This window comes from Variovorax sp. V35 (genome assembly GCF_041154465.1).
GTDB classification, from domain to species: domain Bacteria; phylum Pseudomonadota; class Gammaproteobacteria; order Burkholderiales; family Burkholderiaceae_C; genus Variovorax; species Variovorax boronicumulans.
The window spans coordinates 2,587,872-2,609,689 of record NZ_AP028666.1; the positions used below are offsets into that span (position 1 = coordinate 2,587,872).

19 protein-coding genes are annotated in these 21,818 nt (G+C 68.2%); 9 read left to right on the plus strand and 10 right to left on the minus strand.

What is annotated here, in order from left to right; all coding sequences use genetic code 11:
* Positions 1-13: 13 nt before the first annotated feature.
* The 8 genes from ACAM42_RS11925 to ACAM42_RS11960 form a co-directional block, all read right to left on the minus strand.
* Positions 14-994 carry a tripartite tricarboxylate transporter substrate binding protein gene (locus ACAM42_RS11925; RefSeq protein ID WP_139706642.1) on the minus strand — a complete coding sequence of 327 codons (981 nt, stop codon included), beginning with the start codon at positions 992-994 and terminating at the stop codon, positions 14-16.
* A gap of 53 nt (positions 995-1,047) precedes the next feature.
* Positions 1,048-1,809, minus strand: coding sequence for an SDR family NAD(P)-dependent oxidoreductase (locus tag ACAM42_RS11930; protein ID WP_369632136.1), 762 nt, complete (start codon positions 1,807-1,809; stop codon positions 1,048-1,050).
* 26 nt (positions 1,810-1,835) lie between these two features.
* Positions 1,836-3,407, minus strand: a complete 1,572-nt coding sequence (garD, locus tag ACAM42_RS11935; RefSeq protein ID WP_369632137.1) for a galactarate dehydratase — start codon at positions 3,405-3,407, stop codon at positions 1,836-1,838.
* A 22-nt stretch (positions 3,408-3,429) separates the two neighbouring features.
* The gene (locus ACAM42_RS11940; protein ID WP_369632138.1) at positions 3,430-4,725 is read right to left on the minus strand and encodes a TRAP transporter large permease; all 1,296 of its coding nucleotides are present in this window, start codon (positions 4,723-4,725) and stop codon (positions 3,430-3,432) included.
* An 8-nt stretch (positions 4,726-4,733) separates the two neighbouring features.
* On the minus strand, positions 4,734-5,222 hold the full coding sequence (locus ACAM42_RS11945; protein ID WP_062470671.1) for a TRAP transporter small permease: 489 nt from the start codon (positions 5,220-5,222) through the stop codon (positions 4,734-4,736).
* 96 nt (positions 5,223-5,318) lie between these two features.
* On the minus strand, positions 5,319-6,296 hold the full coding sequence (locus ACAM42_RS11950) for a TRAP transporter substrate-binding protein (RefSeq protein ID WP_070059672.1): 978 nt from the start codon (positions 6,294-6,296) through the stop codon (positions 5,319-5,321).
* 45 nt (positions 6,297-6,341) lie between these two features.
* Positions 6,342-7,232 (minus strand): SMP-30/gluconolactonase/LRE family protein, encoded by an 891-nt coding sequence (locus ACAM42_RS11955; protein ID WP_369632139.1) that lies wholly within the window; start codon positions 7,230-7,232, stop codon positions 6,342-6,344.
* A 14-nt stretch (positions 7,233-7,246) separates the two neighbouring features.
* Positions 7,247-8,071 carry an NAD-dependent epimerase/dehydratase family protein gene (locus ACAM42_RS11960; protein WP_369632140.1) on the minus strand — a complete coding sequence of 275 codons (825 nt, stop codon included), beginning with the start codon at positions 8,069-8,071 and terminating at the stop codon, positions 7,247-7,249.
* A 108-nt stretch (positions 8,072-8,179) separates the two neighbouring features.
* On the opposite strand from ACAM42_RS11960, the gene ACAM42_RS11965 reads away from it, so the two are divergent.
* The 8 genes from ACAM42_RS11965 to ACAM42_RS12000 all read left to right on the plus strand — a co-directional run bounded on the left by ACAM42_RS11965 (position 8,180) and on the right by ACAM42_RS12000 (position 16,653).
* Positions 8,180-9,040, plus strand: a complete 861-nt coding sequence (locus ACAM42_RS11965; RefSeq protein WP_062470783.1) for a FadR/GntR family transcriptional regulator — start codon at positions 8,180-8,182, stop codon at positions 9,038-9,040.
* Between the two features lie 123 nt (positions 9,041-9,163).
* Complete coding sequence (locus ACAM42_RS11970; RefSeq protein ID WP_307585986.1) at positions 9,164-10,153, plus strand: tripartite tricarboxylate transporter substrate binding protein; 990 nt, start codon at positions 9,164-9,166, stop codon at positions 10,151-10,153.
* Between the two features lie 58 nt (positions 10,154-10,211).
* On the plus strand, positions 10,212-11,123 hold the full coding sequence (gene kdgD, locus ACAM42_RS11975) for a 5-dehydro-4-deoxyglucarate dehydratase (protein ID WP_369632141.1): 912 nt from the start codon (positions 10,212-10,214) through the stop codon (positions 11,121-11,123).
* Between the two features lie 52 nt (positions 11,124-11,175).
* On the plus strand, positions 11,176-11,634 hold the full coding sequence (locus ACAM42_RS11980; protein WP_139706626.1) for a nuclear transport factor 2 family protein: 459 nt from the start codon (positions 11,176-11,178) through the stop codon (positions 11,632-11,634).
* Between the two features lie 14 nt (positions 11,635-11,648).
* Positions 11,649-12,638 (plus strand): Bug family tripartite tricarboxylate transporter substrate binding protein, encoded by a 990-nt coding sequence (locus ACAM42_RS11985; protein WP_369632142.1) that lies wholly within the window; start codon positions 11,649-11,651, stop codon positions 12,636-12,638.
* Between the two features lie 16 nt (positions 12,639-12,654).
* Positions 12,655-14,016, plus strand: coding sequence for a glucarate dehydratase (gudD, locus tag ACAM42_RS11990; RefSeq protein ID WP_369632143.1), 1,362 nt, complete (start codon positions 12,655-12,657; stop codon positions 14,014-14,016).
* A 49-nt stretch (positions 14,017-14,065) separates the two neighbouring features.
* Positions 14,066-15,163 (plus strand): SMP-30/gluconolactonase/LRE family protein, encoded by a 1,098-nt coding sequence (locus tag ACAM42_RS11995; protein WP_139706622.1) that lies wholly within the window; start codon positions 14,066-14,068, stop codon positions 15,161-15,163.
* 53 nt (positions 15,164-15,216) lie between these two features.
* Positions 15,217-16,653, plus strand: a complete 1,437-nt coding sequence (locus ACAM42_RS12000; protein WP_139706619.1) for an aldehyde dehydrogenase family protein — start codon at positions 15,217-15,219, stop codon at positions 16,651-16,653.
* 318 nt (positions 16,654-16,971) lie between these two features.
* Here ACAM42_RS12000 and ACAM42_RS12005 read toward each other — a convergent pair whose 3' ends face one another.
* The gene (locus ACAM42_RS12005) at positions 16,972-18,513 is read right to left on the minus strand and encodes a glycine betaine ABC transporter substrate-binding protein (RefSeq protein WP_369632144.1); all 1,542 of its coding nucleotides are present in this window, start codon (positions 18,511-18,513) and stop codon (positions 16,972-16,974) included.
* A 110-nt stretch (positions 18,514-18,623) separates the two neighbouring features.
* Here ACAM42_RS12005 and ACAM42_RS12010 point away from each other — a divergent pair, with 110 nt between their 5' ends.
* Positions 18,624-19,682: an ROK family protein gene (locus ACAM42_RS12010; protein WP_369632145.1), complete on the plus strand. Its 1,059-nt coding sequence runs from the start codon at positions 18,624-18,626 to the stop codon at positions 19,680-19,682.
* Between the two features lie 13 nt (positions 19,683-19,695).
* Here the strand turns inward: ACAM42_RS12010 and ACAM42_RS12015 are convergent, their stop codons facing one another.
* Complete coding sequence (locus tag ACAM42_RS12015) at positions 19,696-21,459, minus strand: Ig-like domain-containing protein (protein WP_369632146.1); 1,764 nt, start codon at positions 21,457-21,459, stop codon at positions 19,696-19,698.
* Positions 21,460-21,818 lie beyond the last annotated feature (359 nt).

Consider the following 21,818-nt stretch of genomic DNA (forward strand, 5'->3'; position numbering starts at 1 on the left):
TGTCGTGTCGCGTTCACGGCTTGATGTTCAGCTTGGTGATCAGCGCCTTGAAGTAGGCGTTGTCCTTGGCCAGCGTTTCCTTGAACACCGCGCCGTCGGTGTAGACGTAGCCCAGGTTCTGCTTGTCCATCACCTCGTGCATGAGCGGCTCGGCGGCGGTCTTGGCGGTGATCTCGCGCAGCTTGGCCATCACTTCGGGCGGCGTGTTCTTCGGCGCGCCCAGGCCGCGCCACGTGCCGATCGACAGGTCGATGCCGCGCTCCTTCGCGGTCGGGATCTTCTCGAAGCCCTTCACGCGCTTGTCGGCCATCACCATCAGCACCTTGAGCTTGCCGCCCTGCACGTGCGTCGTGACTTCGGCGGGGCTCACGGCCACCGCCTCGATGTGGCCGCCCAGCAGCGCCAGCACGGCGGGCGCGGCGCCCTGGAACGGGATGTGGCCGAACTTGGTGCCGGTCTTGTCTTCGAGCGCGGCGGCGGCCAGGTGCCAGATCGAGCCGTTGCCCGAGTTGCCCACGCGGATGCTCTCGGGCGACTTCTTTGCGGCGGCGAGGAACTCTTCGATGGTGTTCCACGGCGCATCGGCCTTCACGGTGATCGCGGCCGGGTCGGCGTTGAGCTGCGCAATGGGCTGGAAGTCGTCGTAGTTGAACTTGGCCAGGCCCAGGTGCGGCAGCGTGAGCAGTTCCACGGTGAGCACCGCGAGCTTGTAGCCGTCGGGCTTGGCGTTGATCACCTCGGTCCAGCCGATGGCGCCGCCCGCGCCGGGGCGGTTGACGATCACGATGCTCTGCGAGATGTGCTTTCGGCTCGCCTCCGAGAACGCGCGCGCCAGCCCGTCGGTGCCGCCGCCGGGTTGGTAGGGCACGAGCAGCTCGATGGTGCGGTTCGGGAAGTCGTTGGCTTGCGCCGCGGCGGGCGCGGCCAGGCCGAGCGAGAGGGCGGCGGTGGCCGAAAGGGCGGCAAGGCCGCGGACGAACTGGCTTCTTTGCATGGTGTCTCTGTCTCCGTTGTTGATCTGTTGTGCCGAGAAGGCGGGGGAGTGCGTCAGGGCATGTACTGCCCGCCGTTCACTTCGAGCACCTGCCCGGTCACGTAGCCCGAGAGCTGCTCGGAGGCGAGGTACAGGAAGGCGCCCACGCATTCGTCGGCCGTGCCCAGGCGCCCCATCGGGATGCCGGTCCTGAAGGTCTCGAGCATCGCGGGCGTCGAGAAGCGGTCCTGGAACGGCGTCTGGATCACGCCCGGCGCCACTGCGTTCACGCGGATGCGGTCGCCCACGAGTTCCCGTGCCAGGCCGTGTGTCGCGGTGCTCACGAAGCCCTTGGCGCCCGCATACAGGTAGGCGCCGGGCCCGCCGCCGGTGCGCGCGGCCACCGAGGTCACGTTGATGATGGCGCCGCCGCCTTGCTTGCGCATCTGCGGCACGGCCTCGCGGCAGAAGGCCAGCACCGAGCGCGCGTTGATGTGCATCACCTCGTCGAACAGCGCATCGTCGAACTCGGCGATGGGCATGCGCTTGACCAGGCTGCCGGCGTTGTTCACCAGCACGTCGATACGGCCGAACTGCGCCGTGGTTTCCTGCACGCAGGCGCGGATCGCGGCGGTGTCGCGCACGTCGGCCTGCAGCGCGAAGGCCGTGCCGCCGGCGGCGCGGATGGTGTCGACCACGCGGGTCGCCGCCTCGGCCGAGCTGTTGTAGTGCACGGCCACGCGCATGCCGCGCGCGGCAAAGGCGATGGCCACCGCGGCGCCGATGCCGGTGCTGGCGCCGGTGACGAGGGCGGTCTTGTCCTTGAGGTCTTCCATGGCTGTGCTCCGTGAGGGTGGTTCGATCAGGTGACCGGTGCCGGGTTGAACAGCACCAGCGCGTTGTGCAGCTTCCAGTGCTCGGCCCAGGTCTTCTTGCGGCCGCTGGCCACGTCGAGCATCAGGCGGAACATCTCCCAGCCGATGTCCTCGATGCTGGCCTCGCCGTCGGCGATGCGGCCCGCGTTCACGTCCATCAGGTCGTGCCAGCGGCGCGCGAGGTCGCTGCGCGTGGCGACCTTGATCACCGGCACCTCGGCCAGCCCGTAGGGCGTGCCGCGGCCGGTGGTGAACACGTGCAGGTTCATGCCGGCCGCCAGCTGCAGCGTGCCGCAGATGAAGTCGCTGGCCGGTGTGGCGGCGTAGATCAGGCCCTTCTGCTTTACCTTCTCGCCGGGCGCGAGCACGCCGGTGATCGGCGCCGAGCCCGACTTGACGATCGAGCCCATCGCCTTCTCGACGATGTTCGACAGCCCGCCTTTCTTGTTGCCCGGCGTGGTGTTGGCGCTGCGGTCGACGCGGCCCTTGTCGAGGTAGGCGTCGTACCAGGCCATCTCGCGGATCATGGCGTCGGCCACTTCGGGCGTGGCCGCGCGCGAGGTGAGCTGGTCGATGCCGTCGCGCACCTCGGTGACTTCCGAGAACATCACGGTGGCGCCTGCGCGCACCAGCAGGTCGGTGCAAAAGCCCACGGCCGGGTTGGCGGTGACGCCCGAGAAGGCGTCGCTGCCGCCGCACTGCACGCCCACGACGAGTTCGCTCGCGGGCACGGTTTCTCGCCGGCGTTTGTTGAGGCGCGTGAGGTGCGTCTCGGCCTGGCGCATCACCGAATCGATCATCGACATGAAGCCGACGTGCGCGTCGTCCTGCAGGCAGACCACGTCGAGGTCGTCGGCGGGCGCACCGCGCTGGTCGGCGATGGGGATGGTGCCGGGCGGCAGCAGCCGCTCGGGCTGCAGCTTCTCGCAGCCCAGGCTCACCACCATCACCTCGCCGCCGAAATTCGGGTTGAGGCTAATGTTGCGCAAGGTGCGGATCGGCACGATGGCGTCGGGCGCGTCGATGGCGACGCCGCAGCCGTAGCTGTGCTCGAGCGCCACCACGTCGTCGACATTCGGGTACTTCGGCAGCAGCTCGGCCTTGATGCGCTGCACGGCGAACTCGGTCACGCCCGCCACGCACTGCACGGTCTGCGTGATCGCGAGGATGTTGCGCGTGCCCACCGAGCCGTCGGCGTTGCGGTAGCCCTCGAAGGTGTAGCCCTCGAGCGGCGGCAGGGCAGGGGGCTTGACCGTGGCGATGGGCAGGCCGTCGAGCTCGGGTGCGACCGGCATGCGCATCACGCGCTCGTGCACCCAGCTGCCGCGCGGCAGCGCCTTGAGCGCGTAGCCGATCACCACGTTGTAGCGGCGGATGGCGTCGCCTTCGGCCAGGTCGGCGAGCGCGACCTTGTGGCCCTGGGGCACGGTGTCGACCAGCACCAGGCCGTCGTCGAAGGCCGTGCGGGCCTTCAGGCCGCCGTCGTTCGCAACGATGGCGACGTTGTCGGCCGCGTGGATGCGGATGTACAGCGGCGGTCGGGTGTTCGCATCGGCCATCGGGAGGCCCTTTCTTCTGTCTTTACTTCACGACCATGAACAGGCCGGGCAGCCAGGTGGAAAACGCGGGAACAAAGGTAACGACCCCGAGCGCAAAGATCAATGCGCCATAGAAGGGCCAGATCGTGCGCATCACCGTGCCCACCGACACCCCGCCGATGGCACAGCCGACGAACTGCGTGGTGCCCACCGGCGGCGTGTTCAGGCCGAGCGCGCAGTTGATGAGCATCACCACGCCGAACTGCACCGAGGTCATGCCGTACTGCTGTGCAATGGGCAGGAAGATCGGCGTGCACAGCAGGATCGTCGCGGCCATGTCCAGGAAGGTGCCCAGCACGAACAGGATGATGTTGATGAGCAGGAAGATCATCCACGGCGTGGTCGTCACCTGCGACAGCATCTGGCCCGTGAGTTCGGCCACGCCGTACAGGCTGATGAGGTAGCCGAAGGTGCTCGAGATGCCGATGAGCAGCAGGATCACGCCCGTGGTGCGCACAGCCTTCGAGGCGGCCTTGATGAAGTGCTCCCACTTCAGCGTGCGGTACACGAAGATCGTGAGTGCCAGCGCATAGAGCACCGCCACCGCCGCCGATTCGGTCGCCGTGAAGATGCCCGACAGGATGCCGCCGAGGATCAGCACCACGATGAACAGGCCCGGCAGCGCCGCTGCGAACGAACGCGCCACGATCTCCCAGCCGGGAAACTTGCCGGCGGGGTAGCCGCGCTTCACGGCCACGAGGTAGGCCGCCGCGAGGTTGCTGATGGTGAGCACGGCCGCCGGCAGCAGCGCCGCCAGGATCAGCGCCGCAATCGACACCTTGCCGCCCGCTGCGAGCGAATAGATGATGAGGTTGTGGCTCGTCGGCATGAGCGCACCGACCAGGGCCGCGTGCGTCGTCACGTTGACCGCGTAGTCGGCGTGGTAGCCCTCCTTCTTCATCATCGGGATCATCACGGCGCCCATGGCCGAGACGTCCGCCACGGGCGAGCCCGAGACGCCGCCGAACAGGGTGCAGGCCACCACGTTCGACATGCCGAGGCCGCCGCGCACGTGGCCCACGAGGTTGCGCGCGAAGTTGACGATGCGGTCCGCGATGCCGCCGTAGAGCATGAGCTCGCCGGCGAAGATGAAGAAGGGAATGGCCAGGAACGAGAAGATGCCCATGCCCGAGGTCATCTGCTGGAAGCCCACCGCGAGCGGCAGGCCTTCGTACAGCAGCGTGGCCAGGGCCGACAGGCCGATCGAGAACGCCACCGGCACGCCGAGCAGCAGGAACAGCGTGAACGAGAGGCAGAGAATGAGAAGAGGGGTCGTCATGATGAGGTTCAGCCCCAGGCGGGTTCGACTTCGCGGCCTTGGGCGAGCGCGATGATGTGTTCGATGGAGAACATCACGATGAGGACGCCCGACACGGCGGCGGGCACGTACTTCCAGCCTTCGGAAATCCACAGCGTGGGCAGGCGGTAGTCCCACACCGATTCGGCGAGCGAGGCGCAGTTCCAGGCCATGGCCAGGCCGAACAGCAGGATCAGCGCGTGGATGAGGTATTCCATCTTCAGGCGCAGCCAGTCGGGCGCGAGCACGAGGAACGATTCGAGTCCGATGTGGCCCGCATCGCGCACGCCCACGGCCACGCCCAGCATGGTCACGTAGAGCACCAGCAGCAGCGCGAGGCTCTCGGCCCAGGTGGGGGTGTTGTTGAGCACGTAGCGGCCGAACACCTGCCAGCTCACGGCGCAGATCACCGCGACGAGACCGAGGATGCCCAACCACATGCAGGCACGGGCGAGCGTGCGGCAAAGTTTGGTGTACATATTTCCAGCGCGAAAAATGGAGAGGCTCCGCCCCTTCGTGGCCCCCGGCAGGGGCGCAGGGTCACGAAGTGCGCGAAGCCTGGGGGCGAGCCCTGTTTACTTCGTGTCCTGGACGCGCTTCACGAGGTCCTTGAGCTTCGCGTCCGTGATGAACTTGTCGTACACCGGCTTCATCGCGGCCTGGAACGGGGCCTTGTCGACGTCGATGATCTCGGCGCCGCCGGCCTTCACCGTGGCCAGCGACTTCACTTCACGCTCCTGCCACTGCTTGCGCATGTAGGGCACCGATTCCTTGGCGGCCTGGCGCAGCCAGCCTTGCTCTTCGGCGGAGAGCTTGTCCCACGCGCGCTTGGAGAACAGCAGCATCTCGGGCGCCATCGAGTGCTCGGTCTTGCTGTAGTACTTGGCGACCTCGAAGGCGCGCGCGCTTTCGTAGGTGGGGTAGTTGTTTTCGGCGGCGTCGATGAGGCCGGTCTTCAGGCCCGTGTAGACCTCGCCCATCGGCATCGGCGTGGCGTTGGCGCCCATGGCCTCGAGCATCGACACCCACAGGTCGGACTGCTGCACGCGCACCTTCAGGCCCTTCATGTCGGCGAAGTTGCGCACCGGCTTCTTGGCCGTGAACATCGAGCGCGCGCCGCTGTCGTAGTAGGCCAGACCCACGAAGCCCTGCTTCTCGCACGACTTCAAAATCTCTTCGCCGACCGGGCCGTCGAGCACCTTGTGCAGGTGTTCGACCGAACGGAACAGGAAGGGCATGGTCGGCACCTGCGTTTCGGGGCAGATGTTGTTCATGGGCGCGATGTTCACGCGCACCATCTGCAGCGCGCCGATCTTGGTCTGCTCGATCGTGTCCTTCTCGTTGCCGAGCGCGCTGTTGTTGAAGACCTTGATGCTGTGCTTGCCCCCGGACAGCGCCTTGAGCCGTTCGCTCATGAACTTCACGGCGGTCACGGTGGGGTAGTCGTCGGGGTGGATGTCGGCCGAGCGGAACTCGGTGGCGCCGGCAGCCAGCGTGGTCAACGCGGCCGCCGCGCCGGCAGCAAGTGCGATGAGTGTCTTGTAGAGCTTCATTTGTCTCGTCCTCTTGGTGGTTGTCGTCAATAAAAAAGAAAAGGGTCAGCCGCCGAAGGCCGGCTCGGGCACGCCCGCCACGCCGGGGCGCAGCGCGAACACGCCGCCGGCCAGCGGCTGGTCCGACAGGTCGATGCCGCTGGGGCGGATCGAGGTGACGAACAGCGTGTCGAGGTTCGCGCCGCCGAAGGCGCACATGGCGGGCTTCTTCACCGGCACGGCGAGCGAGCGGTCGAGCCGGCCGTCGGGCGTGAAGCGGTGCACCAGGCCGGCGTCGTTGCCGCAGATCCAGTAGCAGCCGTCGACGTCCATCGCCGCGCCGTCGGGGCGGCCGGGCAGGGGATTCATGTCGACGAACAGGCGCCGGTTGCTCGGCGTGCCGGTGTCGGTGTCGTAGTCGAAGGCCCAGACGGCCTGCACGCTCGGGTGCGAGTCCGACAGGTACATCGTGCGGCCGTCGGGGCTGAAGGCCAGGCCGTTGGGCACGATCAGGTCGTCCAGCTGCAAGGCCGCGCCGTCGTCGCCGGGGCCGTGGCGGTACAGGCGGCCGACGCGCGCGCCCGCGGCCATGTCCAGCAACATCGTGCCGGCCCAGAAGCGGCCCTGCCGGTCGCAGCGGCCGTCGTTGAAGCGCATGCCCGGCGCGGCGTGCGCCACCGGGGCGAGCGGCGTGGCCGCGAGCGTGCCGTCGGTGCGCTCGCGCAGCGAGAACAGGCCGCTTTCCATGCCGGCGATCCATTCGCCGGGCCGGTCGGCGCGCGGTGCGATGCAGGCGATCATTTCGTCGGCGCGCCACTGCGCATGGCCTTCGCCGGCGTGCCAGCGGTTGAGCGTGCGCGCGGGAATGTCGACCCAGTACAGCGCCTGCTGCGCGGCCAGCCACACCGGGCTTTCGCCCGTGCCGTTGCGCGCGTCGAGAACGAGTTCGGCTTGCATGCGGTGCGGCCCGTTCAGTCGCCGAACGGGCCTTGTGCGGTGAAGGCGCCGCCCTGGTAGATGGCGTTCGGATCGGTGGGCGCCACCTTCGGCTGTGCCTCGACCTTGTCGCGGAACACCTCGGAGCTGTCTTGTGGCACGAAGCCCAGGTGCGCGGCGGCGGCGTTGTCCCACCACAGGTCGCGGTTGGCCGACATGCCGTAGACCACCGTGTGCTTCACGTCGGGCGTGAAGAGCGACTTCTGGATCAGCGTCGTGAGGTCGCGGTAGCTGAGCCAGGTGCTCATCATGCGGCGGTTGAGCGGCTCGGGGAACGACGAGCCGATGCGGATGCTCACCGTCTCGATGCCCCAGCGGTCGAAGTAGAACTGCGCCATGTCCTCGCCGAAGGATTTCGACAGGCCGTAGTAGCCGTCGGGCCGGCGCGCGGCGTGCGCGTCGATGTGCTCGTCCTGCTTGTAGAAGCCGATCACGTGGTTCGAGCTGGCGAACACCACGCGCTTCACGCCGTGGCGGCGCGCGGCTTCATACAGGTTGAACACGCCCTTGATGTTGGCTTCGAGCACTTCTTCGAAAGGGCGCTCGACCGACACGCCGCCGAAATGGGCGATGGCGTCGCAGCCGGCGACCAGCGCATCGACCGCGGCCTTGTCGGACAGGTCGCAGGGCACGACTTCTTCATGCGCGCCCGTGGTCGGCGCGATGTCGGCGATGTCGGAAAGGCGGATCACGTTCGCAAAAGGCGCGAGCCGTTCGCGCAGCACGCGGCCCAGGCCGCCGGCGGCGCCGGTCAGCAGCAGGCGGCCGAGCTGGGGGGAGGGGGCTTCAGGCGTCGACATGTCTTCGGATGTGTGAGGGGAAGCAGAGGAGGTGGACAACGTCGTCACCGTTTTTAGGTGATAAGTTATCTGTTGTCGTACAACTGTGAGGGGATTATGATCGTCGTCATGGCCTCAACGACTGCGGGTAATCCCGAAGTTCAGACAACGACCGCTGACAACCCGGCGGGCAACGCCGCTTTCGTGGGGCGGCCGCGCCAGCGCGCGCGCGGCCTGGCGAACGGGCTGGTGGAAGACCTGGGCGAGAAGATCCGCAGCCAGTCGCTGCGCCCCGGCGACAAGCTGCCGACCGAGTCGGCCATCATGCAGGCCTACGGCGTGAGCCGCACCGTGGTGCGCGAGGCGCTGTCCAAGCTGCAGGCGGGCGGGCTGGTCGAGACGCTGCACGGCGTGGGCACCTTCGTGCTGCAGCCGCGCCCGGGCGGCATGGGCGGGGTGTTCCGCCTCGATCCCGGCGAGATCGCGACCTCGGTCGACGTGCTCGCCGTGCTCGAGCTGCGCATCAGCCTGGAGACCGAATCCGCCGGGCTGGCCGCGAGCCGGCGCACCGACGAGCAGCTGGTCGCGATGCGCCAGGCGCTCGACGCGTTCGAGCAGAACGTCAAGGTGGGCGGCGACACCGTGGGACCCGACTTCGCCTTCCACCTGGAGATCGCGCAGTCGACCGGCAACCCCTACTTCGCCGACATCATGCGGCACCTGGGCACGACGATCATCCCGCGCACGCGCATCAGCGCGATCCGCGTGCAGGACGGCAGCTACCTGAGCCGCGTGAACCGCGAGCACGAGGAAATCTACGCGGCCATCGCGCGCCGCGACCCCGAGTCGGCACGTGCCGCGATGCGCATTCACCTGACCAACAGCCGCGAGCGGCTGCGCATGGCGCAGGAAGCCGCGCAACAACAGAAAGCCAGGGCGGAAGCGGCCGGCCACGGCACCGCCTCGTCCGACAACACCCCTTCGCGCTGAGTTCGCCCCGGGTTTTCGGGGCTCAAGTCTGGACAAGCTGATTTTCTAGTTGTACGATGACTGATAACATGCAGCGCCATCGCGGCCCCGCATGCCTGCATCGAACCTCAGGAGACAGCCCCCATGACCGTCAACCGACGCGGCGCGCTCGGCGCCGCCCTCGCCACCACACTGGCCGCCAGCCTGCCCTTGCACGCGTTTGCGCAAGGGGCGGGCGGCACCTGGCCTTCCAAGCCCATCCGTCTCATCGTGCCGTACCCGCCGGGCGGCTCGTCGGACATCATTGCGCGCGCCATCGGCCAGCCGCTGTCCGAGGCGCTGGGCCAGCCCGTGGTCATCGAGAACCGTGCGGGCGCCAACGGCAACCTCGGCGCCGACATGCTGGCCAAGGCGCCGGCCGACGGCCACACGCTCATGCTGTGCGACCTCGGCGCGCTGGCCATCAGCCCGTCGCTGTACCCCAAGCTGCCGTTCGATCCGTCGAAGGACCTGCGCAGCGTGGCCATGCTGGCGTACTCGCCGCACCTGCTGGTGGTGCACCCGTCGGTGCAGGCCAACACGCTGAAGGAGCTGGTCGAGTTGTCGAAGAAGAGCGACCTCAACTTCGCCGTCACTGCCAGCGGCAGCACCGCGCACCTGGCCGGCGTCGAGTTGCAGCGCAAGAGCGGCGCCAAGTGGGAGTACGTGCCCTACAAGGGCGGCGTGCAGGCCGTGCTCGACACCGTCGCGGGCCAGACGCAGGTGCTCATGAACGGCATGCTGGCCACCTACCCGCATGTGCAAAGCGGCAAGCTCAAGCTCATCGCCGTGTCGAAGTCGACGCGCATGCCGCTGATCGGCAGCGTGCCGACCATCGCGGAGCAGGGCGTTCCCGGCTACGAGTCGGGCACATGGCAGGGCATGGTCGCGGCGCGCGGCACCCCTGACGCGGTGATCGCCCGGCTCAACAAGGAACTGGTCCGCATCATCCGCACGCCCGACATCCGGGCGCGCCTTGCGGGGCAGGGCGCCGAGGTCGTGACCATGACCGCGCCCGAGCAGGACCAGTTCTTCGCCAAGGAGCGCGCGCGCTGGGCGCAAGTGATCCAGCAGGCCAATCTCAAGCTCGACTGAGCGGCCCCTTCTTCTTTTCTCTTTTCCTCATTTCTCTTTTTTCACTGGACGACTTCCGATGAACCCGCAAGAACTCAAGACCATCATGGGCTCCGGCCTGCTCTCGTTCCCGCTGACCGACTTCGACGGCAACGGCGACTTCAACAAGAAGGGCTACATCGAGCGCCTCGAATGGCTGGCGCCCTACGGTGCGAGCGCGCTGTTTGCTGCCGGCGGCACGGGCGAATTCTTCTCGCTGACCGGTGACGAGTACCCCGGCATCATCCAGACCGCGGTCGACACCTGCCGCGGCGTGGTGCCGATCATTGCCGGCGCCGGCGGCCCGACGCGCTTCGCCATTCAATGCGCGCAAGCGGCAGAGAAGGCCGGCGCGCACGGCATCCTGCTGCTGCCGCACTACCTCACCGAAGCCGGCCAGGAAGGCCTGGCCGCGCACGTCGAGGCCGTGTGCAAGAGCGTGAAGTTCGGCGTGATCGTCTACAACCGCGCCTCGAGCCGCCTCAAGCCCGACACGCTGGCCCGCCTGGCCGAGCGCAACCCGAACCTCGTCGGCTTCAAGGACGGCGTGGGCGACATCGAGGCGATGGTCGCGATCTTCCAGAAGATGGGCGACCGTTTCGCCTACCTGGGCGGTCTGCCCACGGCCGAGGTCTATGCCGCCGCCTACAAGGCAATGGGCACGCCCGTGTACTCGTCGGCGGTCTTCAACTTCATCCCGAAGACGGCGATGGACTTCTATCACGCGGTCGCGAACGACGACATGGCCACCCAGCACCGCCTGCTGAAGAACTTCTTCATGCCCTACCTGGAACTGCGCAACCGCGTGCCCGGCTATGCCGTGAGCATCGTGAAGGCGGGCGCCAAGCTCGTCGGCCACGACGCCGGCCCCGTGCGCGCGCCGCTGACCGACCTGAAGCCCGACGAGATGGACGCACTGAAGGCGCTCATCGACACGCTCGGCCCGCAGTAAGCCGGCACTGATCGCAGTCGACCGCACCACAAAACAAACAGGAGACAACGACATGCTCATCAGAAAATTCCTGCTCGCCGCCGCAGCGACCGCCGTGTTCGCGGGTTGTGCCGCCAGCGGTGGCAGCAGCAGCGGCGCAGCGGCCGAACCCGCAGTTGCGGCGGCCGCCGAGCGGCTGCGCGTCGCCATGGTCGACCCGACGCCCGCCGCGCTGCGCGCACTGGTGGCCGACGACCTGAGCTACGGCCATTCGGGCGGCAAGGTCGACACGCAGGCCAGCTTCATCGCCGACCTGCTCGACCGCAAGTCGGACTTCGTGACCATCGCGATCACCGACCAGACCATCAAGGTCGTCGACGGAAACACCGCCATCGTGCGCCACACGCTCACGGCCGACACCAACGACTCAGGCAAGCCCGGCAAGGTCGCGCTGAAGATCCTTGGCGTCTGGCAGAAGCAGGGCGGCGAATGGAAGCTGCTCGCGCGCCAGGCTGTGCGCCTTCCTTCCTGATCGGACCACCGCGCATGAAGAGAACGCAATTCCTGGCGACGGGCCTCGCGCTCGCCGCCACCGCGCTGCTGTCGCCGCTGCACGCTTCGGCCCAGGCCGATGCATGGCCGCAGCAGAAACCCGTGACGATCATCGTGCCGTTCCCGGCCGGCGGCTCCACCGACATGGTGGCGCGCGCGCTGGCGCAGCAGCTGCAGGGCAAGCTCGGCGGCAGCTTCGTGGTCGACAACCGGCCCGGTGCCACCGGCACCATCGGCACCGGCTTCGTGAAGCGCGCACTGCCCGACGGCTACACGCTGCTGGTGTCGTCGCTCGGCGCCTTCGTCGTCACACCGCATCTGCAAAAGGGCGTGCCCTACGACGCCACCAAGGACTTCGACTACATCAGCGTGCCCGTGCAGGCGCCCAACGTGCTCGTGGCGAATGTCGCGCGGCCCGAGCGCAGCGTGGCCGACGTGCTCGCGCTGTTGCGCAAGACGCCCGGCAAGGTCTCGTTCGCGAGTTCGGGCAACGGCTCGTCCGACCACCTGTCGGCCGAACTCTTCTGGCAGCAATCGAAGACCGAAGGCGTGCACGTGCCCTACAAGGGCGGCGCGCCGGCGGTGAACGACCTGCTGGGCAACCAGGTCGATTTCTCGTTCCAGAACGTGAACGCTGTGCTGCCGCACATCCGCGCCGGCAAGCTGCGCGCGATTGCCGTCACCGGCGACAAGCGCTCGCCCGTGCTGCCCGACGTGCCCACGCTCGCCGAAGCCGGCGTGAAGGGCGCCGAGGTCTATTCGTGGCAAGGCATGGCCGCACCGAAGGGCCTGCCACCCGCCACGAAGAAGAAGCTGAGCGATGCGGTCATCGCCGCCATGCAGGACCCCGAGACCAAGAAGCGCATGCTCGACCAGGGCCTGGAAATCGTCGCCAGCACGCCCGAGGACTTCACCGCCTTCCAGTTGCGCGAGTGGGCGCGATGGAAGACATTGATCGACACCCGCCACATCACCGCAGACTGAGCCACCGAGCCCGAAGATGACCTCTCCTGAATCCGCTGCCTCCTCCGTCGTGTCGGGCGCGCCCGTCGTCACCGCCATGCGCGTCGTGCCCGTTGCGGGCCACGACAGCATGCTGATGAACCTCAGCGGCGCGCACGGCCCGTTCTTCACGCGCAACCTGCTGATCCTCACCGACAGCGCTGGCCACACCGGCGTGGGCGAAGTGCCGGGCGGCGAGAAGATCCGCCAGACGCTTGAAGACGCGCGCGACCTCATCGTGGGCCAGCCCATCGGCAACCACAACGCCGTGCTCAACCGCATGCGCAGCGCCTTTGCCGCGCGCGACAGCGGCGGGCGCGGCCTGCAGACCTTCGACCTGCGCGTGACCATCCATGCCGTGACCGCCGCCGAAGCCGCGCTGCTCGACCTGCTGGGCCAGCACCTGGGCGTGCCCGTGGCCGCGCTGCTCGGCGAAGGCCAGCAGCGCGATGCGGTGCAGATGCTCGGCTACCTCTTCTACGTGGGCGACCGCACCAAGACCGACCTGCCATACGAGACCGACCCCGGCGCCGACAACGACTGGTTCCGCCTGCGCCACGAAGAGGCCATGACCCCTGAGGCCATCGTGCGACTGGCCGAGGCCACGCATGCGCGCTACGGTTTCACCGACTTCAAGCTCAAGGGCGGCGTGCTGCGCGGCGAGGAAGAGGTCGAGGCGATCCGCGCGCTGCACGCGCGCTTTCCGCAGGCGCGCGTCACGCTCGACCCCAACGGCGGCTGGCTGCTGGCCGACGCCATCCGCCTGTGCCGCGACCTGCATGGCGTGATGGCCTATGCCGAAGACCCATGCGGCGCCGAGGGCGTGTTCTCGGGCCGCGAGGTGATGGCCGAGTTCCGCCGCGCCACGGGCCTGCCCACCGCCACCAACATGGTCGCCACCGACTGGCGCGAGATGGTGCACAGCCTGTCGCTGCAGTCGGTCGACATTCCGCTGGCCGACCCGCACTTCTGGACCATGCAGGGCTCGGTGCGCGTGGCGCAGCTGTGCCAGGCCTGGGGCCTGACCTGGGGCTCGCATTCGAACAACCACTTCGACGTGTCACTCGCGATGTTCACGCACGTGGCTGCGGCGGCCCCCGGCAAGGTCACGGCCATCGACACGCACTGGATCTGGCAGGACGGCCAGCGCCTCACGAAGTCGCCGCTGCAGATCGAGGGCGGCCTCGTGCAGGTGCCCACGCGCGGCGGCCTGGGCATCGAGCTCGACATGGCCGAGGTCGAGAAGGCGCACCAGCTGTACCTGAAACACGGCCTGGGCGCGCGCAACGATGCGCAGGCAATGCAGTTCCTCATTCCGAACTGGACCTTCGACAACAAGCGCCCCTGCATGGTCCGCTGAGCGCCCGGTGCCTTCGTGCGCTGACGGCTGAAACATCCAAGGAGACTGAATGAACAAGCACATGGATCGCCGTCGCCTGCTGCAAGCGGCTGCCGGCTCGGCACTCGGCGCCGTGGCCGCCGCCGCGGGCGCCCAGTCGTTTCCCTACAAGCCGCAGCAGCGGTATCCCGACCCGTCAGTGCTGATCCTCGACCCCAGCTTTGCGAAGTACCGCATCTACAGCAGCACGCTCGAGCAGGTCGGCACCGGCATGCGCTGGGCCGAGGGCCCGGTGTACCTGCCGCGCGAGGGCTACCTCGTGTGCAGCGACATCCCGAACAACAGGCTGATGCGCTACGAGGAGAAGACCGGCGAGTTCAAGGTCCATAAGGCGAACGCCGGCTACTGCAACGGCAACACGCGCGACCGGCAGGGCCGCCTCATCAGCTGCGAGCACTCGGTGACGCGGCGCGTGGTGCGCACCGAATCCGACGGGCGCGTGACCGTGCTGGCCGACCGCTACCAGGGCAAGCGCATGAACTCGCCGAACGACGTGGTCGTGAAATCGGACGACACCGTGTGGTTCACCGACCCGCTCTTCGGCATCTCGGGCACGTGGGAAGGCGAGAAGGCCGCGTCCGAGCAGGCGACGACCAACGTGTACCGCCTCACGCCCGACGGCCAGCTCTCGGCGGTGATCACCGACCTCGTGAACCCGAACGGCCTGGCCTTCTCGCCGGACGAGAAGAAGCTCTACGTTGTCGAATGGAAGGGCACGCCCAACCGCAGCCTCTGGAGCTACGACGTGGGGGCCGATGGCAGCGTGTCGAACAAGCTGAAGCTCATCGACGGCACGGGCGCCGCGGCGCTCGATGGCTTTCGCGTCGACCGCGACGGCAATCTCTGGATGGGCTGGGGCTGGAACGGCGCCGTCGCTCCCGAACCCATCGATGCCGGCAACGGCATGAAGGTCTATCAGCCGCAGGCGAAATCCGAAGACCTCGATGGCGTCAAGATCTTCAATGCGCAAGGCAAGCCCATCGGTTTCATCCGCCTGCCCGAACGCTGTGCAAACCTCACCTTCGGCGGCCCCAAGAACAACCGCCTCTACATGGCGGCCAGCCATTCGCTGTACGCCCTCTACGTGGAGTCCGAAGGCGCCACCTAGCCTTGGGACTTTTCCAACCTCCTCACCGCAACACGCACACAAGGACATCGACGATGACTGAATTCAACAACCTCATCAACGGCGAATGGCTGGCCGGCCAAAGCTACAGCCCCAACATCAACCCCAGCAACCTGGCCGACGTGCTGGGCCAGTACACGCAGGGCGACAAGGGCCAGGTCGATGCGGCCGTGGCCGCCGCCACCGCCGCTTTCCCCGCCTGGGCGATGGGCAGCATCCAGGCGCGCTCCGATGCGCTCGACAAGATCGGCACCGAGATCCTGGCGCGCAAGGAAGAGCTGGGCACGCTGCTGGCGCGCGAAGAAGGAAAGACCAAGGCCGAAGGCATCGGCGAGGCCACGCGCGCGGGGCAGATCTTCAAGTTCTTCGCGGGCGAGTGCCTGCGCCTGTCGGGCGAGGTGCTGCCGTCAGTGCGGCCGAACATCGGCGTGGAGATCACGCGCGAGCCGGTGGGCGTGGTCGGGCTCATCACGCCGTGGAACTTCCCCATCGCCATTCCCGCCTGGAAGATCGCGCCCGCATTGGCTTTTGGCAACTGCGTGGTGCTCAAGCCCGCCGACCTCGTGCCGGGCTGCGCCTGGGCGCTGGCTGAGATCATCAGCCGCTCGGGCATTCCGGCCGGCGTGTTCAACCTCGTGATGGGGCGCGGCAGCGTGATCGGCGATGCGCTGGTCAACCATCCCGGCATCCACGCGATCAGCTTCACGGGCTCGGTGGGCGTGGGCCGCAACATCGCGATCCAGTGCGTCACCAACCACAAGAAGGTGCAGCTCGAAATGGGCGGCAAGAACCCGCAGGTGGTGCTCGACGACGCCGACCTCGCGCAGGCCGTGGAGCTCAGCGTGCAGAGCGCGTTCTACTCGACCGGCCAGCGCTGCACGGCGTCGAGCCGCCTCATCGTGACCGAAGGCATCTATCCGAAGTTCATCGAGGCGATGAAGGCGCGCATGGCGAAGATCAAGGTCGGCGATGCGCTGGCGCAGGGCACGGACGTGGGGCCGGTCTCGTCGAAGTCACAGCTCGACCAGGACATGGAATACGTCGCCATCGGCAAGGGCGAGGGCGCCACGCTGGCGGCCGGCGGCGAACTGCTGAAGCTGGAGACGGACGGCTACTACATGTCGCCGGCGCTGTTCAGCGAGTCCGCCGCGAACATGCGCATCAACCGCGAGGAGGTATTCGGGCCGGTGGCGAGCGTGATCCGTGTGAAGAACTACGAAGAAGCGCTGGCGACGGCGAACGACACCGAGTTTGGTCTCTCGGCCGGCATTGCGACGACCTCGCTGAAGTACGCGACGCACTTCAAGCGGCACAGCCAGGCGGGCATGGTGATGGTGAACCTGCCGACGGCGGGGGTGGACTATCACGTGCCGTTCGGTGGTCGCAAGGGATCGAGCTATGGACCGAGAGAGCAGGGCAAGTACGCGCAGGAGTTCTTCACGACGGTGAAGACGGCTTACACGTTGGCCTAACGCCTCTTTCTGAATTGTTGGAAGCCCCCAGTCGGGGGCTTTTTTACGCCTGTGTTTTTCGGGGCGCGTGCGCAGGCCACCGGGTACTTCCCTCCGCGAATGTCCCCCGGCCTTCGGCCTCCTCCTTGATTTCGCTGCGGGAAGCACCCAGTGTCCTGCGCACGGGAAGCGGCGGTGGTGCGCAGCCCATCAACGACCGCACTGAACACGCTCACGTCGATGCGGTGCCTTGCGCAGCGAAATCAAGGAGGAGGGCGAAGCCCGGGGGACATTCGCGGAGCAAGGTACCGCGTCGGCGGGAGCGTCGCCCTGAACAGCTCAGGCCAATGGCGCCCTGCGGCTGCGACGCATCAGGAACTCGATCAGCTCGAAGATGCCTTCGCTGATCAGCGCCATGGCCGCAGCCGGCAGCGCGCCGGCCATCAACAGCTCGCGGTCGTTGAGCGCGAGTCCTGTCACGATGCGCTCACCGAAACCACCCGCGCCGATGAAAGCCGCGATGGTGGCCGTGCCGATGGCAATGGCTGTCGCGGTGCGAACGCCCGCCAGCAGCGTGGGCAACGCGAGAGGCAGCAGCACCAACTGAAGGCTCTGCGGCGGCGTCATGCCCAGCGCGGTGCCGGCCAGCCGAAGTCCATTCGGCACTTCGGCCAGCCCGGTCACGGTGTTGCGCATGATCGGCAGCAGCGAGTACAGCGTGAGCGCGATGAGCGCGGGCAGGGCGCCGATGGCGCCAAGCAAAGAGATCAGCACCGCGAGCAGCGCGAGAGACGGCACGGTCTGCATCACGCTCGCAAAGCCCAGCACCACGGCGCGCAGTCGCAGGTGCGGAAACACGAGGATCGCGAGCGGCACGCCGATGAGGATGGCCACGCCGACCGACACCGCCACCAGCAGCAGGTGCTGGCGCGCGAGCGGCCACAGGTCGGGACCGAAGAGCTTGGCGGTGAAGCCGCGCGTGGCGTTCGGTGGCGTCTTGCCGTCTTTGGCGGCGCCGGCGAGGAAGTCGCGCGCGATGGTGTCGAAGCGCACGCCTTGCAGTTCGGCGCGCGCGTTCATCGCGATCATGGCGTGCTCGTCGATCTTGCCTTCGAGCGCCTGCAATGCGGCCCAGGCCTTCGGCAGCCGCGCGGGCAGGTCGAGCTTGTAGAGCACCACCGCGTCGTAGCGCGGAAAGTACTGCTTGTCGTCCACGAGCACGCGCAGGCCGAGGTGGTCGATCTTGGCGTCGGTGGTGTAGATGTCGATGGCGTCGATCTGCTTGGCCGTCATCGCTTCGTAGGCCAGGCCGTGGTCGAGCCCGGTGGGCGTCTGCGTGAAACCGTACCGCGCAGCCAGGCCCTTCCAGCCGTCGGCGCGGCCGATGAATTCGTTCGACAGCCCGATGCGCAGTTCGGGGTGCCGGGCCAGGTCGCTCAGCGTGCGCAGCTCGAGCTTGTCGGCATCGGCGGCGCGCACGGCCAGCGCGTAGCCGTCGTTGAAGCCCAGCGGAATCGCCACGCCGAGGCCGAGCGGTGCGAGCGCGGCGTTCATCGCCTCGCGCGTGTCAGCGGGCGAGCCCTTGAGGATCTCGAGTGCGATGGTGCCGGTGTATTCGGCGTACAGGTCGATGGCGCCGGAGCGAAGCGCCTCGTACACGATGGCCGTGTTGCCCAGCCCCTGCCGCACGACGGGCGGCGAGGCGGTGTGCGGCGCGGCGGTCTGCGCCAGCACCTCGGCCAGGATGTACGACTCGGTGAAGCGCTTCGAGCCGACGCGCAGCGTCTCGTCGGCGGCCTGCGCGCGGGGCGCGGCGGCGGCCAGCCAGAGCATCGCGAAAAGCCACAGGGCGGGGTGCCAGAAGCTGCGAGGCAGGTGCATCCGGATCAGTGTATCGGCATCGCCGCGCCCGCCGTACCCGTCCGTCTCCTACACGCCGTGGTGCGCGAAGCCGATGCGCCACGGGCGCGCAGCGGCCCATAGTGGCCGTCATGAAAAAAACCAGGCACGCGCCCCCCGGTCCCGACATCCACGGCCTGCGCGAGCTGCCCGGCCTGCGCGTGGACGGCTACAGCCTGCAGCTGCGCGACAAGGACGGCTTCGTCGGCGATCAAGCCAGCCAGACGGCGTTTCGCGAACTGCTCGAGCGCTGGCGCAAGCGACGCCGCAAGAGCGGCCGCGACCCGCTGGGCGCGGCCCACTCGCGCGACCTGAGCAAGAAGCAGCTCGACCGCGCGCTGCAGGGAAAGACCGCCACGGCGGCCGGCGACGTGATGCACGGCGCCATCGAGGAATTCGCGCAAGAGCTGGCCTTCGTGGTCCAGCGCTTCGTGCGCCAGCCCTCGTGGCGCAAGGTGCAGCGCGTCGTGGTTGGCGGCGGCTTTCCCGAGAGCGACGTGGGCGAGCGCGCGATCCTGGAGGCGGGCGCGATGCTTGAAGATCTGGCCGTGCACGTGCAGCTGGGCCGGCTGTCGCACAACGTGGACGACGGCGGGCTGATCGGCTGGGCGCACCTGACGCCGCCGCCGCTGCTGAAGGGGCACGACGCCATCCTGGCCGTGGACATCGGCGGCACCAACGTGCGCTGCGGCATCGTGAAGACGCGCCACCGCAAGGCGCCCGACTTCTCGCGCGCGAAAGTGGTCAAGCGCGAGAAGTGGCGCCACGCCGACGACGGCCCGAACCGCAGCCACATGGTCGAGCGCATCGCCGACATGCTCGAGGACATGGTGATCTACGCCGAGCGCCGCAAGATCAGGCTCGCGCCTTTCATCGGCATCGGCTGCCCGGGGCTGATCCGCTCCGACGGCTCGATCGCGCGTGGGGCGCAGAACCTGCCGGGCGATTGGGAGAGCCGCGCCTTCCACCTGCCGGCCGCACTGTGGCGGCGCCTGCCGATCATCGGCTCGGGCGCGACGCTGGTGCTCATGCACAACGACGCGGTGGTGCAGGGCCTGAGCGAGTTGCCCTTCATGCGCGACGTGCGGCACTGGGGCGTGCTGACCATCGGCACCGGGCTGGGCAACGCCAGCTTCACGAACCGGCGTTGAGCTGCTCTACCCCTTACAGGTCTTCGGGCCGCAGTTCCGCGCCGACGCGCGCGGTGGCCGAGGTGGTGGCGACGTTGCCCGCCGCATCGGTGGCGCGCAGCTCGATGTTCGCCAGGCCCGCGCGCGCGGGCGTCCAGCTGCAGGTGTAGGGCGCGGCGCGCAGCGCGCAGACGGTCTTGCCGTCGACGATGAAGGCCAGCTCGGCCACGCCGACATCGTCGGTCGCGCTGGCCGACAGCCGCACCGGCAGGCCGGCGGCTGACGAGGCCATGGGCGGCACGTTCAGCGTGACGGTCGGCGCCGTGGTGTCGGCGGGCGCACGCACGATCACCTGTGCCGACGCGACCTCGGCATTGCCCGCGGCGTCGATGGCGATCACGCGAATGATCTGCACGCCCGGCGCGGTCGGCGTCCAGTGGCAGGTGTAGGGCGGGGCGGTGAAGGTGCAGATCGGCAGGCTGTCGGTGCCGATCACCTTCACGCCGAAGACGCCGACGTTGTCGACCGCCACGGGCGCCAGCGCCACGGGCTGGCCCACGGTCGCCATCGCGGGTGCGGCCAGGGACACGGCCGGCTTCTGGCTGTCGGGCACGCCCAGTGGCAGGTCGATGGTGAAGGCCGCCTGCCCCTGCACCGCCTTCTGCTCGAAGGCATCGAAGATGGTGAACCAGGTGGCGCCCGGCGCGCGGCCCGGGGCCTGGGCCTTCACGAGCAGCGTGGTCTTGCCGACGGCGAAGCAGCTGAAGCCGCAGCGCCAGTCGAAGACGAAACGGCCGTCGGCATTCGTCGTGCCCTGCGCGATCGGCTCCAGCAGCTTGCCGGCGCCCGGGTCGCGCCACACCGAGACCGGCGCGCCGGCCAGCGCGGCGCCGCTCTCGCGCTCGGTCACGCGCACCTGCGTGGCGGTGGTCGCGGCCATGAACTTCGAGCTGCCGAGCTTGGGCCAGTCGCGCCAGTCGGTGTTGATCTGCGCCTTGGTGCCTTCGGTGAAACGGATCAGGCCGAGCGTGGCGACGCGGTTGGCGGCCGGGTCGTAGCGCTGCTCGAACACGGTGCCCAGCAGCGGGTCGAGGCGCCAGTGCTGGCGCGTCCACCAGTAGCGGTCGGTGTGCTTCACGAGGGCGAGGTCGCTGGCGGGCGCGGTCTCGGTGGTGTCGGCGACGGCGATGGCGTTGTAGTACTCGCCCGAGCCGGCGCCGAACACATGCTCCAGCTCGTGCAGCAGGGTCTTGAGCTGGCGGCCGAGGTAGTCCTTCTCGGTGGACTCGGGCGCGGCCGGCGTGATGGCGCGCGACAGGCGCAGCGGGTCGTGGATGGCGGTCCAGTTCAGGTTCCAGGTCACGCCGGTGGGCGGGAAGGTGGTGCTGGTGGTCAGGCCGCCGTGGCTGTAGCCGCGCTTCGAGGGGCCGGTGCACAGCACGATCTCGCCGCCGGCCACGCCGCTGAAGCCGCAGGGCGGCGCCGCGCCGGGCGCGACGATCTGCAGGTCTTTCGCGGGGTCGAAGGTGAAGCTGCGCACGGTCTCGCGCTGGAACACGGTGTTGAGGTCGGCCACGTACTGCGCGAGCCGGCGGCCGGCCTCGGGCGCGCCGATGTCGGCCGCCAGTTGCGGGTCGATGAAGAAGCGCAGTCGGTGCACGCTCGGCGTGGCGCGGCCGACTTCGTTCAGGGCCGCCCAGGTGGGAGCGGCGGACAACGGCAGCAGCAGGGCCCAAACGACAGGCAAGGCTGCGCCCAGCCGGCGCGCGAGCGCCAGCAGCGAATCAATGAAAGGCATCGATTTTTCTCCCCGTGCTCAGGGGAATCCGGCAGTGATCGACAACAAAGGGGACCGCTTCGGGCCGCGCGAAGGTGTCGCCCGGCGCCCAGCGCACAGACCCCGCGGCGACCGCCTTTGCCGGTCACGCTCCTGCATCGCATCGAGGTCGCCGAAGGCGATACGCCCTGACGGACGCCGATGCTTCTGAAGTGCGGGGGGACTACTGGTTGCTCATTCAGTGCAGAGGGCGGGCGGACCGCTCATTCCTCCACACGATGTGGCAACAATCAGTGAACCTTTATCTTAATTTCTGGGCTCGTAGGAAGGGAACTTGCCTCGCTGTAGTGGTGCCTGTTATTTGGGCACTTTCTCACGAC